Genomic DNA, 12,703 nt, shown 5'->3' on the forward strand with positions numbered 1-12,703 from the left:
GGGGGGGGGGGGGGGGGGGGGGGGGGGGGGGGGGGGGGGGGGGGGGGGGGGGGTGCGGGGCGCGCATCGGCTCGAAGCGGCGGCTGACCGCCTCGATATGCGCCCATGCCTGACGATGCTCGGGACGCTCGTCGAGCCAGCGCGTCCACGCGGCGCGCTGCGCGTCGTTCGCGCCGCCCGCGTGCAGCGACGCGTACCACTGCGCCGCCTGCTCGAGACTCGCATGGTCGGCGCGCACCGCCTGTTCGGTGACTGTCATGCTGTGTGTGTGTGTGCGTGTGCGCGGCTAGCGGTGCGCGAGCCCGGCATCGACGAGCGCCAGCTGTAACATGGCGCTCGCGAGATACTTCTGCACCATCCGCTCCGACACCGCAAGTTCGGCGGCAATCTCAGGCGTGGTAAAACCGTAGATCTGCGCCAGCACGAAAGCGCGCTGCGCCTTGCCGGAAAGCCTGGCGAGCAGATTGCCGATTTCCAGAATCGTCTCGATGACAATGGCACGGAACTCAGGCGAAGGCTCGATCGGCTCCGGCTGCGCGGCCAGCGTATCGAGCCACGCCTGCTCGACTTCGCGGCGACGCCAGTGATCAGTGCACAGCCCTTTCGCCATCAGGCGCAAATAGGCGCGCGCCTCGGCCTGAGTCGCGAAACCCCGCGCGGCCGGCTTGACGATCAGACGCAGGAAAACGTCGTGAGCGATGTCGCCAGCGTCAGCCGCATTGCCGAGACGACGTTGCAGCCAGCCTCTGAGCCAGCCGTGGTGGTCGCCGTACAGCGCGTGCAGATCCATCTGCACCGGAGGTTCAACAGTCGACATAAACGGCCCCGTCTGGCACGAACGCGTGGACTTCTTAAATGGGAATGATTACCATTTATAACTTAGTTTGCATATTTTGGGCAACTTCTTCGTGGCCCTGACGCCACGGAGAAAGGCCGTATGACAGCCTGCCCGCGACGCCCAGCGAGCTGTTCCGTGTTTTTTTGGAGATGCCTTTGCCCATCGCACCATTCAAAGATGCACACGCCGCCCTCTCGCCCATCCACGGCATTCTGCGAGAGTTCTGGAAACGATCGCGCGGCTCGATGCTGCTCGTCGCATCGGTCCTGGCGATCCTTGCCGCGATCAACGTGGCCGCTCCGCTGATCTTCAGCCGCTTGATCGATCGACTCGGTCATCGCGATCCCGTTCAGACGATCGCGCTCGGCTTCATGCTGTATGCCGCGATGAGCGGCGCCGCGCTGATCCTCGATCACACGGTCCGCTTCCTGACGGTCGTGAACGCCGAAACGCTCAAGTACATTGCATCGACGCAATTCTTCGATCGCATCGCCCACAAGGATCTGCGTTTTTTCGTGGAGCACAACCCGGTCGAGATCCAGTCGGCCCAGAACCAGGGCGCGCAGGCGCTGAACGTGATCGTTCAACTGGCATTGAGCATCGTCATTCCTGGCGCGCTCCAACTGATCATCACGCTGGTCGTACTGGGCATTCAACTGAATACAGGACTCGCGCTGATCGTGCTCGCGTATGGCGCCGTATTCATCGCCCTGACTTACTACGCCAATGTGCGCACGACGCCCGAAATCGAGAGCGCCACCAACGCAAGCCAGTCGAACGCGCGACTCGTCGGCAATGCGCTTTCGTCGATCGACACGCTGCGCTATTTCAACAGCCAGTCGTGGATGAGCCAACGCTTCAACGACGGCGCGACCGAGATTCTGCGCAGCTGGCGCAGCTTTTCGCGAAAGCGCATCCGCTTTGCGTGCGGATACGGCGTGGCGCTTGCGGTGCAGTTCGGTATTGCGTTTCTCGTGCTGCTTCCTCGTTACCATGCGGGCGCGATATCGATCGGCGATGTCGTGCTCTTCAACGCGCTGCTGCTGCAACTCAACCGGCCGTTTGAAATGGCAGGATTGTCGATTGAACATATGTCGAAGTGTCTCGCCCAGATCCGTCCGTTCGCGCAGATGTGGTCGGCTCCGGCTCACGACGATTCGACGGCCACGGCAGACGTGTCAACTGAGGGCAACGGCCGCCTGGAATTTCGCAACGTCGGCTTTCGTTACGACGACGGCCGAGGGATAGCGGGCGTCAGCTTCGTCGCGCAACGCGGCGCGATCACCTTTCTCAGGGGACCGTCCGGTTCGGGCAAATCGACGATCTTCAAGCTGGCGCTCAAAGCGCTTTCTCCGTTGAGCGGCGAGATCAGTTTTAATGGCGTCAATCTCGCCACGATTCGGCACGGCGCGTGGTATCGCTCGATCGGCGTCGTGCCTCAAGACATATTTCTGCTGAACGAATCGCTGAGATCGAACATCGTGCTCGGACGTCAAGCGGACGAGACCCGGTTACGCGAGGCCGCCGCAAAAGCCGCCATTCTCGATCGCATCGACGCGCTGCCGGAGGGGTTCGATACCGTCGTCGGCGAGCGCGGTTTGAAGCTGTCCGGCGGCGAACGGCAACGCATTGCCATCGCGCGTGCGCTCTACGGCAACCCGAGCGTGTTGCTGCTCGACGAAGCCAGCTCCGCGCTCGATGAGGCCACCGAGGCCGACATCATGAAAGCGATTCGCGACGTGGTCAGCGACGTTACGGTCGTCGCCATTACGCATCGCACCAGTGTGATCCGGAGCGCGGATCATATCTTCGATCTGGCGCGGCTTGCGGTTTCTGAAGAGCGGACGGCCGATGAAGACGATGCGCTCAGTCAGGCGTCACGCGTCGGCTGATGCGCGCGGTGAACAGGGTTGACGTTATGGGTGCCCGCGACGGGATAGGCATCTTCGTCGCGGGTGGCGTGCGCCTGCTCATTCATGCGTAGTGCGGATCAAGCCGTCCTTCAAGCCGTCTTGATGGTCACCAGCATCGGGCGCAAACTCCCGAGTGTGCTCGACATGACGGTGAAGTTGTTCGGCTCCGCAAGCGTGCGGGCCTTCGCCATATCAGTCGCGACCGCGGCAAGATCGTAATTTTTCTGCGGTTCCAGCGTCTTGAAAAGCTGATTGGCGTGATCGAACGTGGTTTTCGACGGTGCGGTGATATAGCAGAACGCCGGTGGATTCGGGGCTGCCCACAGAATGGAATAGTCGTCGGCGTACTGGCCCTTCGGCAGCGCCTTGACGACGACATCGCGGTATTTGCGTTCAACGAACTTCGCCACGCGCGTCGCGTAACCCGCCAGCGGGTTCTGGTTGTGCTGTGCATTGCAGGTCACCAGTTCCACCGTTTTCAGTGCGCTGTTGCGGGTGCGCCAGTTCTGGATCAGCTGGCCCATCTGCACGTCGAGCAGTTCGGCGAGGCTGGTTTCATCGCCGTGTCCCCAGATGGTCAACGTCGCATCCGAACACGCCGGCGCCTGAATGCCTTCGCTAGAAACCGACAGGCCCGCGATGTCGGCAGCCGTTTCGTTGCACGCCGTGGCCAGAGCCTTTGCGCGTGCTTCATGTTCATTGCCCCACAAAATCATGATAGTGCTCCTTATCAATCCGCCAGAAAGGAAGATGAGCCTGAAGTTGCGGCGTTGCCGCACCCTGGCCGTTGCGCCGCATGCCGGTCTGGCGGAGGAAGGGAATGCGCGCGGCCAGATCGGTCGTGGTGGACCGGAATGGCTGCTAGTCAGACTACAGGCGTGGGGCTGTGTGTCTCTGACGGTATCTGACCGGCTGCTATCCTGATGACGGGTTGACTGCAATTGCTCCGTCACACTTTCAGGATTCGGATAGCGGTAACATCCGGAGCGACCAACGCAACCTCGCTGCCCCGCTCCCGCTACACCGTCCCGGCCGCCCTCGCTCTATGCGCTTCCTTCAAGAATCAAACCCGCGAAAACTCACCGATCGGTTCCCTGACGACTCGCCCACTCCGCAGTGTATAACGCTCATCCACAAGCTCGGCCAGGCCTTCCAGCCGATGGGTAATGAGGATCACCGTCCGCCCCTGCATCAAACTGTCTAGCGCACTTAACAACGAGTGCGCGGTGGCAGCGTCGAGGCCTTCGGTCGGTTCATCGAGCACCAGAATCGGGCGATCGGCCAGCAACGCGCGCGCGATCGACACACGCCTCGCTTCGCCTCCCGACAACAGCACGCCCGCCTCGCCCAACCACGCATTCAATCCTTCAGGCAAACCGGCGACGAACTCCTCCAGCTGCGCGGTCCTGATTGCAGCGTGAATCTGTTCCGCTGTCGCATCGGGGCGGCCGACCAGCAGATTGTCCAGCAAGCTGCCGTTAAAGATGTGCGTGCGTTGTTCGACCACCGCGATCATGTCGCGCACGCTGTCGCCTGCGTATGCCTCGAGCGGCTGACCGCCGAGTTCAATGCGTCCGCGCTGGATCGGATAAAAGCGCAGCAGCGCGCCGATCAGACTGCTCTTTCCCGCGCCGGACGGCCCGACGATCGCGACCCGACGACCGGCCGGCACGTCCAGATCGACGCCGCACAGTGCCCATCGCTTCGCGGTGTCGCGTTCGGACTCGTCGGTCGGCGCATAGCTCATCGCGACGTCGTGGAAGCGGATATCGGTGCGCGTGGGACGCGGCAAACCCTGCGCCGGATCGCCCACCGCCGGGGCGGCGTCGATCAACGCGAACACGCGCGATGCCGAGACCAAGGTCGCGCCCAATTGACTGATCGCTTCGGGCAACGTGAGCAGCACGTCGAATTGCGCGAGGGCCAGCAGCACGATCATCGACAACTCCGCGGGTGCGAGATGGTGCTGTTGCAAAGCGCGTGCGCCGAGCAGCACGGTGGCGATCGTCGTTGCTTGCGCGGCCAGGCCGACCAGCGCGCCGCCAGCGGCCTGCAGACGGTCCAGTTGAGCGCGTACCCTGCCATGCTCTTCGGTCAGCGCGGCAATCCGCTCCGCCTGTATGGCTTCGCCGCCATACAGACGCAATTCCGCCGCGCCCAGAAGCGCGTCGCTGGTCAGCGTACGCAACCTGGCCTCCAGTTCGACCACCGCCACCGACGACGCCGCACTGCGCCGCGCCAACACGTAAGGCAGAATCACCGCGACCAGCAAAACCATCGCGACGCTGAGCGCTGCGACCTGCCAGACGAAACACGCGAGCACGACGGTCACCAACGGCAACGCGATCGCCGCGACGAGGATCGGCAACAGCACGGCGAGATACGCGTGCTCAAGACGGTCGACGTCCGCGCGCAGACGCGAGAACAACTCCGCATGCCCAAGGAAGCCGGTGCGCGCGGGCGCGAGCGGCAACAATCGGGCGAACAACTCAACGCGCAGTGTGCTCATTGCACGTAGCGTGACGTCGTGGTTGATGAGCTTCTCCGCGTAGCGTCCAGCGGTGCGGACAATCGCCGCGCCACGGATAATCGCCGCCGGCACAAAGTAATTCATGCTGACACCCGCGACGCCGGCAAGGCCCATGCTCGCGAGAAACCAGCCGGACAAACCCATCAAGCCGATTCCGGCGATGGCTGCGAGACTGGCAAGCAGCACGCCCAACGCCATCCAGCTCCGATAGGCGCGCATCAGCTTCAGCAGTCGCCAGAACACGCTCCACGACGAGCGCGAAACGTCAGGCGTCGCCTCGCGGTTGGCGTTCGCGCGCAAAGATTGGGGGGACGTCGTTTTCATACCAAACCATCGGCGGCCAGCAAGGCCGCGTAAAGTCCATCGACCCGCTCAAGTGTGGCCGGCGGTCCTTGTTGCACAAGACGGCCGTCATCGAGCACGACGACGCGGTCGGCTCGTCGAGCCTGTGCCATGCGATGTCCAACCTGAATAATCGTGCGGCCTTCCGTGGCGATCTGTTCGAGCGCTTCGTCGATGATGGCGATCGACGCTTCGTCCAGTTGTTGCATCGGTTCGTCGAGGACCAGCACCGGCGCGTCGCGCAACAACGCGCGCGCCAACGCGACGCGTTGCGCCTCGCCGCCAGACAGACCATAGCCATGCTCGCCGAGCGGCGTGTCCCAACCGCGCGGCAGACCGGCGATCACGGCGCTCAAACCGGCTTGCGAAGCGGCACGAACCAGCGCGGCCTGACTGGCGCCGGGCGAGGCGATCAGCAGATTCTCGCGCAGCGTGCCGGCAAACAATCTGGGCCGCTGCGGCAACCACGCGAGTTGTTCGCGCCACCAGCACGATGCGGCATCGTCGAGGGCCACGCCGTCCATCAGCAACGTACCGTGTTGCGGTCGCTGCAAACCCAGCACGAGTTGCAGCAGCGTGCTCTTGCCCGCGCCGCTGGGGCCGATGACGGCGGTCGTCGTGCCCGATGCGAATTCGATGTTCAGGTCGTGCAAGCCTGCACGGCCATCGGGATAGTGGAAACTGACATGCTGTAACGTCACCGTCCGCGCAATACGCGATGCAGTGTCCTGCGGCAACGCGATCGGCCGATCCGTGTGCGAAACGTCGCGAGCGATCGTTGCGGCTGACGCCGCTGCCGAAACCTGGTGGACTTCATGTGCTTGCGGCTCAACAGGCGTTTCCAGCAGCATGCGAGCGTCCCGGGCAATCGCGAGCGCATCCATTTTTACGTGACGTAACGCGCCAAGGCCACGCAGCGGCAAATAGAATTCGGGGGCCAATAACAACACAAACATGGCGTGCGAGAACACCTGCTCGCCCCACAGCAGGCGAAAGCCGGTCAGCACCGCCACCACGGCGATGCTGACCGTCGAGAAAAACTCAAGCACCAGCGACGACAAGAACGCGACACGCAGAACCGCCATCGTCCCGCGCCGATAAGTCTCGCTACCGATCTCCAGCAGTTGACCCGCACGCTCGCCGGCGCCAAACAGCCGCAACGTGACGAGACCCTGCAACAGATCGTTGAACTGTGCGCCCAGACGGGTCAGCACAGTCCAGCGACGTTGACTCGCGCGTTCGGCGGCGTTGCCGAGCAGGATCATGAAGATCGGCACCAGCGGCGCGGTCAGCAGCAGCACGGTGGCCGCAACCCAGTCGGCGGGAAAGACCGCGACCAGCACGACGATCGGCAGCACCGCCGCCGACGCCATCTGCGGCAAATAGCGCGCGTAATACGCTTCGAGCGCGCCTGCACCGTCGACGAGCCGGGTCACCCACACGCCGCTGGACTCGCGCGCCAGCCACGCAGGACCCAACTGCTGCAAATGCGCCAGCAAGGTTGCACGAACCTCCGCGACCTGCTGCCGGCCCGCGCGAAAGCCATAGTGCCGGCTTGCCATCGACAGACCCCATCGCGCGAGCGCGAGCACCGCAAATGCAAACGCCGACGGCAGCAAACTCCGCCACGGACGTTGCTGGAACGACGCCGCATACAGCATCTGCGCCAGCAACCACGCCTGAACGCACAGCGCCACGGAGGACAGCGCGTTAGCGGCCAACGACCGCCTGAGCAGGCCACGCACCGTGACAGCGCGTTGCTTTAACCAGTCGGCCGGGAGGCCGGAAGAACGATTGCTGAAACGCATGACTCAACTCGTCATTCACAGTGTTGCCCGAGAAAACCGTCGCGGGTGCGAGGTCAATGCTGCGCCGCCCGACTCCGGTCCGGTTCGGGCCGCTCCAGATCGCCCTCGCCGGTCAACTCGTCCTGCGTATCCAGCATCAAACCTGCCGCGGCCGCCACCAGCACGATCACGACGGTTCCCAGCATCCACGCGAGATACCACGCGCCACGGTCGCCCAACACGATCGCCAGCAGAATCGCCAGGCCGCCGATCACCATCAACATCACAAATTGCAGAAAAATTTTCATGATCGTTTTCCTCAGTACGCGTGCTCATCCGCCTCGACGTGCTTCGCGGTCACCTTGCCGCGCATGACATAGAAGCACCAGCTCGTGTACCAGATGATCAGCGGGACGAAGACACACGCGAAGCCGAGCATCCAGCCCAGCGTCAACTCGCTCGAACTTGCATTCCAGATGGTCAGGCTGTGCGACGGCTCGGCGCTCGACGGCATCATGAACGGGAACATCGCCGCGCCGACCGAACCGATCACGCCGGCCCACACGACGAGGCCGAGCCACCATGCGAGATAGCCACGTCGGCGCGAAATGGCCGCGCTACCGATCAACAGTGCGAGCAATGCCGCTGCCGGCAAGATCCACAGCGCCGGATGCGCGTTGAAGTTGCTGAACCACGCGCCTTGCTGCAGCACGACGGTCTGTTGCAGAGGCGTTTGCACGGCGCCGGGTTGCGGGCCGCCCGTCAGCGCGTAGCCGGTGATGCTCTTCATCCAGACACCGCCGATCGCAAACAGCACGAACGATGCGAGACCGGACAGCACGCCCGCCTTGCGAGCGCGCTCGGCCATCACGCCGTCGGTGCCGTTGCTGATCGTGGCCGCGCCCATGTAGCAGGACAGCGTGACGGACAGCACGCCGCAGAGAATCGCGAACGGGTTGAACAAGGACACGAAACTACCGGTGTAGTACGACGTCATGTTCCAGGAAAGATGGAACGGCACGCCTTGCAGCACGTTGCCGAAAGCGGCGCCGAACACCAGCATCGGCACGAAGCCGCTGACAAGCATCATCCAGTCCCAACCGTTGCGCCAGCCTTCGCCGGGCAGTTTGCTGCGATATTCAAACGCCAGCGGACGAACGATCATGCTCCACAGCAGCAACAGCATGACAATGTAGAAGCCTGAAAAAGCCGTGCCGTAGATCAGCGGAAAAGCGGCGAACAAACCGCCGCCGCCCAGAATGAACCAGACCTGATTGCCTTCCCAATGCGGCCCCACGACATTCAGCGCCACACGCCGCTCGATGTCCGAGCGCCCGACATAGCGCAGCAACGTGCCCACGCCCATATCCATACCGACCATCGCGCCGACGCCGATCAGGACCACACCCACGATCAGCCACCAGACGACCTTCAACCCCAGATAGACTTCCATGGCTCAAACCTCCTCGGTATGGCTCAGCGCGGCCATGCTCGCAAAGCCTGGCAACAGATCGGTGGCCGGATTTCGCGGCGGATGGACATCGTCCGGACCTTGCTTGATGGCTTTCACCATCAGCATCATTTCGATCACGATGAAGATCGTGTAGATCGACACAAAGCCGATCAACGAAAAGACCATATAGCCGACGCTATGCGTCGACGCGGACATCCACGTGGGCAACACGTTATAGACGGTCCACGGCTGACGTCCCACTTCGGCAACGATCCACCCGCATTCGTTTGCGATGAACGGCACCGGAATCATCCACGGGACGAGTCGCAAGAACCAGCGACGCTTGTGGACGTCGTTGCGCACGCTGAAGATCATGGCCAGCACGAAGAAGACGAACATCAGCAGACCCATGCCCACCATCACGCGAAACGCCCAGAACACGGGCGCGACAGGCGGAATGGAATCCTTCGCTGCTTGCGTGACCTGCGTCGGCGTCAACGTCGAGAGATCATCCGCGTAACGCTGTGCCAGGAAGCCGTAGCCAAGATCGTCCTTGTGCTGGTTGAAGACGGCCAGCGCGCTGGCGTCGTCAGGATTGGCGGACAACACCTTCAATGCCTGCACGGCGGGCACGCCGTTGTGGACGCGCGCTTCCGCCTGCTTTTCCAGTTCGCTGATCGCGGGCACCGTGCCGTCGAGCGAGTGCGTCTCCAGCAGAGACAGCACGTACGGCACCTGAATCGCGCCGTAGTTCGTCTCGTCCTTCTGCGAGGGGAAGGCAATCGCATTGAAGGCCATCGGCGCCTTCTCCGGCTGCCAGATGGCTTCCATCGCCGCGAGCTTCGCCGGCTGCGCATTCCCGCCGACGAACCCGAGCGCATCGCCCAGCGTGATGACACCGGCGGTCGCCAGCACGCCGAACACGGCGGCCATCCGGAACGAGCGGCGCGCGAGTTCGAGATGGCGGTTACGCGCCATGTAGAACGCGCTGATGCCACACACAGCGATCGCCGACGTGACATAGCCCGCGACACTCGTATGCACGAATTTCGCCTGGGCTTCGGGGCTGAAAATCAGGTCGCTGAAGCTGGTCAACTGCAATCGCAGCGTGTGATAGTCAAACGCCAGTCCACGCGGCGACTGCATGAAGCTGTTCGCCACCAGAATCCACAGTGCCGAGAGATTCGAGCCCAGCGCGACGAGATAGGTCACGGCCAGATGCTTGCCGCGTCCGAGTCGTTCCCAGCCGAACACCATCATGCCGATAAAGGTGGACTCGAGGAAAAAGGCCATCAGCCCTTCGATCGCCAACGGCGCACCGAACACGTCGCCGACGAAGCTGGAGTAGAACGACCAGTTGGTGCCGAACTCGAACTCCATCGTCAGACCGGTGGCCACACCCAGCGCGAAGTTGATCAAAAAGAGCTTGCCCCAGAATTGGGCCATCTGCTTATAGATGGGCTTGCCCGTGACGACGTACACCGTCTCAATGGCCGCCAGAAAGAATGTCATCCCGAGTGTGACGGGAATGAAAAGGTAGTGGTAAAGCGCCGTCGCCGCGAACTGGATTCGCGACAACTCGACAACGGAAGAGCTAACCATGACTCGGTACCCCGTGAGGAACGTGACAATAAGTAATTTTTATTTTTATGAAATTCATACATCACCTATCAATGAGAAGATTTACACCGAAAACTCCTTCGAAAAGCTGCATCTCCCATGCAATGAATAATTTGAAATATACGTACACGTTGCTCTAAGCGCTTTTGATTGAAATCAATCTGACCGATAACGCATCTCGAAAAACAGCGTTCCAACGAACAGGACGGAACTTTTATCCTGCTTTGCACGTCAGTATCGTGACGTGTCCACTGCGCACTCATATCAGCGGGACACTGGACATCAGCTCTCGATACTCGATTCATCCAGTTTTTCCTTCGATGCAGCGTTGATGAACGTATTCCGCTGAGGCAACCCGCGAGCGATTTGCCTCGCTATCAAGGCGTCGCCCTCCTGCTTCCAGCTTTGGCGTTCTGATGGCGTACCTTCATCCATAAACCGCAACAGTGCCCCAAGCAACTCGCCAGGATCGCGACTTTCCAGCACGGCGTAGTCGATCAGCGCACCACGCACAATGGCGAGTTGATCCCGCGCTCGCCGTTTCAATAACCGATCGTCCTTGAGCGCGCGAGCGGCATTGGCGCGCGCTCTTTGCGCCCGGAGCGCCGCCTTTTCCGCTGCGATCAGCACGGAGAGCTTGCGCTCTTCGTCGGCGCTGCGGTCCGGCTTGTCAAACAGAATCAGCATCGCGCGCTGATGTGCTGTCGGGGTCTTTAGCTCACGTAGCGTCGGGACGTATTCGTCGAGCCATTGATCTTTCATGTCATCTCCGATGCAATCGAGCGGATATCGTGAATCGACGGTTGATCGCCAATCCGTGAATTGGATCGATGCGGCACGGAGACCGATAAAACGTCGATAACGCCACTCAATAAATTGCATGTACAAAGGCCAGCATTCGATTGCGTCCTGCTGGTGCAAGACACACCAGACAGGAAATCCGCCGAGAACACGGTTGTCAAAGTTCGCACGCAGCCAAACGGCGCATGCGCGTATTACGCACGAGCGATGTGACAACCATTGGAATTCGCCAAAAAGGCGATGATCAGCCGAAGGACGGCGGCGCTCGTGGTCGGCCGGATGGGAATGCGCCGTGCGGTGTGAAGCGCACGGTCAGGGGCAACAGCGTGGCGCTTTGAGTGACTGCAATCAGATGCAGGGCGACCGCTGGAATAGACGGCATCGCGGGATGTGAGGCCAACAACCCGCAGTAATCGCACGCGTCGAGCGACAGGCCTTCACCGGCGTGTCGAGCGGCAACGCCCGCGCTTGCGGAGCACAACTCGCCCACCGGCTGTCCCTCGCGATGCGCGACGACAAGCTGACTCACAATCGGCGCGAGAACGAGAAGACACATGGCGATCAAGCCAAGCCATGCAGTCGTAAAGGTCCGAGCGTGAGCATTCATATCAGTTGGCGCGAAGTATCTGGCGTGGTGCGGAAATACCGCGCCCTTTACATGATAAAATTCAATGTACGTAGTACAGCGAATGATCGTGCACAGGCAAACCGCGCCAAAGCCAAAGCTAACCAGGCGTGGAGATCGTCAAATAGCGGGGAATTGAAGCGTGAACTGACGCTTCAGGGGAGGGAAGGTGGAGCGCGCGGGTAGCCCGCGAGGTACGCGATGCCGGTAAGTTCCACCCGCCGTGCAGGCGTCGCGAAAACAGCAGTGAGCAGCGGAAGCCAGCTCGTCATCGCCATGACGATCGGCGGCGGCGCCGACGTAGCCAGCAAATTGCAGTAACCACAGGCCGACAGATCCACGGCGTCGTGAAGCTGAGAACCGGGCGTATGTCCACTGGCCGAGCAGACTATTGCAACGGGTGTTCGTCCGCGCTCGGCCGCACTGAACTGACTAATAAGCGGCGCAAAGACAATCAGGCACATGGCCAGCAGCGCTAACCAGATACCGAATTGTTTTCGAACGCGGGGAAATTCAGTCATGCGCGCATAGTAGCTCACTTGCGTTAAATCGCGATAGCAAATCTGCACGCTAAAACCAGCACTGCCGTGCCCGGACGCGTTTCTGCGGCGAAATGTCTCGACTTGGTCACTCATGCGCAGTCGCGGTCGTCGGGACAGGTGCGATCAAGCTCGGATGACTCACGCGACGTCTCCTTCGCGGGAAGCATCGACGCCAGAACGGCGATGAAAGATTTTCTAGCAAGTAGGCGAGGAAAAACTGTCTTGATCTCCTCGACGCCACTGCTGAAAATG

Annotated in this window: 12 protein-coding genes; 1 reads left to right on the plus strand and 11 read right to left on the minus strand. The window is 61.6% G+C overall.

The features are described from left to right. Together G3N97_RS08695 and G3N97_RS08700 are read right to left on the minus strand one after the other, a co-directional pair. Positions 1-259: DUF4880 domain-containing protein (locus tag G3N97_RS08695; RefSeq protein ID WP_205992850.1), on the minus strand; the 259-nt coding region annotated here is incomplete at its 3' end. Positions 260-286: 27 nt separating this feature from the next. Then, complete coding sequence (locus G3N97_RS08700) at positions 287-790, minus strand: sigma-70 family RNA polymerase sigma factor (protein ID WP_241030475.1); 504 nt, start codon at positions 788-790, stop codon at positions 287-289. 293 nt (positions 791-1,083) lie between these two features. Between G3N97_RS08700 and G3N97_RS08705 the strand changes: the two genes are divergently transcribed. Continuing rightward, positions 1,084-2,730, plus strand: a complete 1,647-nt coding sequence (locus tag G3N97_RS08705; RefSeq protein WP_241030473.1) for an ABC transporter ATP-binding protein — start codon at positions 1,084-1,086, stop codon at positions 2,728-2,730. A 110-nt stretch (positions 2,731-2,840) separates the two neighbouring features. Here the strand turns inward: G3N97_RS08705 and G3N97_RS08710 are convergent, their stop codons facing one another. From G3N97_RS08710 to G3N97_RS08750, 9 genes are all read right to left on the minus strand, one after another. Next, entirely contained in the window at positions 2,841-3,467 is a 627-nt protein-coding gene (locus G3N97_RS08710; protein ID WP_205992853.1) for a hypothetical protein, read from the minus strand. 347 nt (positions 3,468-3,814) lie between these two features. Further along, positions 3,815-5,605, minus strand: coding sequence for a thiol reductant ABC exporter subunit CydC (gene cydC, locus G3N97_RS08715; protein WP_205992854.1), 1,791 nt, complete (start codon positions 5,603-5,605; stop codon positions 3,815-3,817). Continuing rightward, positions 5,602-7,431, minus strand: a complete 1,830-nt coding sequence (gene cydD, locus G3N97_RS08720) for a thiol reductant ABC exporter subunit CydD (protein WP_205992855.1) — start codon at positions 7,429-7,431, stop codon at positions 5,602-5,604. The genes cydC and cydD overlap by 4 nt, the downstream gene beginning before the upstream one ends. A 53-nt stretch (positions 7,432-7,484) precedes the next feature. Continuing rightward, positions 7,485-7,718 (minus strand): hypothetical protein, encoded by a 234-nt coding sequence (locus G3N97_RS08725; RefSeq protein WP_205992856.1) that lies wholly within the window; start codon positions 7,716-7,718, stop codon positions 7,485-7,487. An 11-nt stretch (positions 7,719-7,729) separates the two neighbouring features. Then, a complete protein-coding gene (gene cydB, locus G3N97_RS08730) occupies positions 7,730-8,863 on the minus strand; it encodes a cytochrome d ubiquinol oxidase subunit II (protein ID WP_205992857.1) in 1,134 nt (377 codons plus the stop codon). 3 nt (positions 8,864-8,866) lie between these two features. Further along, on the minus strand, positions 8,867-10,465 hold the full coding sequence (locus G3N97_RS08735) for a cytochrome ubiquinol oxidase subunit I (RefSeq protein WP_205992858.1): 1,599 nt from the start codon (positions 10,463-10,465) through the stop codon (positions 8,867-8,869). Between the two features lie 300 nt (positions 10,466-10,765). Continuing rightward, the gene (gene traD / locus G3N97_RS08740) at positions 10,766-11,245 is read right to left on the minus strand and encodes a conjugal transfer protein TraD (RefSeq protein ID WP_205992859.1); all 480 of its coding nucleotides are present in this window, start codon (positions 11,243-11,245) and stop codon (positions 10,766-10,768) included. 283 nt (positions 11,246-11,528) lie between these two features. After that, positions 11,529-11,891, minus strand: a complete 363-nt coding sequence (locus G3N97_RS08745) for a DUF2946 domain-containing protein (RefSeq protein ID WP_205992860.1) — start codon at positions 11,889-11,891, stop codon at positions 11,529-11,531. A 173-nt stretch (positions 11,892-12,064) separates the two neighbouring features. Beyond that, entirely contained in the window at positions 12,065-12,544 is a 480-nt protein-coding gene (locus G3N97_RS08750) for a DUF2946 domain-containing protein (RefSeq protein WP_241030474.1), read from the minus strand. Between the last annotated feature and the right edge of the window lie 159 nt (positions 12,545-12,703).

Source organism: Paraburkholderia sp. Ac-20347 (assembly GCF_017104805.1).
GTDB lineage: Bacteria > Pseudomonadota > Gammaproteobacteria > Burkholderiales > Burkholderiaceae > Paraburkholderia > Paraburkholderia tropica.

Excerpts from the sequence above, each read along its gene's own strand:
- G3N97_RS08700 (WP_241030475.1), bottom strand. The coding sequence starts at position 790 with ATGGATCTGCACGCGCTGTACGGCGACCACCACGGCTGGCTCAGAGGC.
- G3N97_RS08705 (WP_241030473.1), top strand. The coding sequence starts at position 1,084 with ATGCTGCTCGTCGCATCGGTCCTGGCGATCCTTGCCGCGATCAACGTG.
- G3N97_RS08710 (WP_205992853.1), bottom strand. The coding sequence starts at position 3,467 with ATGATTTTGTGGGGCAATGAACATGAAGCACGCGCAAAGGCTCTGGCC.
- cydC (WP_205992854.1), bottom strand. The coding sequence starts at position 5,605 with ATGAAAACGACGTCCCCCCAATCTTTGCGCGCGAACGCCAACCGCGAG.
- cydD (WP_205992855.1), bottom strand. The coding sequence starts at position 7,431 with ATGCGTTTCAGCAATCGTTCTTCCGGCCTCCCGGCCGACTGGTTAAAG.
- G3N97_RS08725 (WP_205992856.1), bottom strand. The coding sequence starts at position 7,718 with ATGAAAATTTTTCTGCAATTTGTGATGTTGATGGTGATCGGCGGCCTG.
- cydB (WP_205992857.1), bottom strand. The coding sequence starts at position 8,863 with ATGGAAGTCTATCTGGGGTTGAAGGTCGTCTGGTGGCTGATCGTGGGT.
- G3N97_RS08735 (WP_205992858.1), bottom strand. The coding sequence starts at position 10,465 with ATGGTTAGCTCTTCCGTTGTCGAGTTGTCGCGAATCCAGTTCGCGGCG.
- traD (WP_205992859.1), bottom strand. The coding sequence starts at position 11,245 with ATGAAAGATCAATGGCTCGACGAATACGTCCCGACGCTACGTGAGCTA.
- G3N97_RS08745 (WP_205992860.1), bottom strand. The coding sequence starts at position 11,891 with ATGAATGCTCACGCTCGGACCTTTACGACTGCATGGCTTGGCTTGATC.
- G3N97_RS08750 (WP_241030474.1), bottom strand. The coding sequence starts at position 12,544 with ATGAGTGACCAAGTCGAGACATTTCGCCGCAGAAACGCGTCCGGGCAC.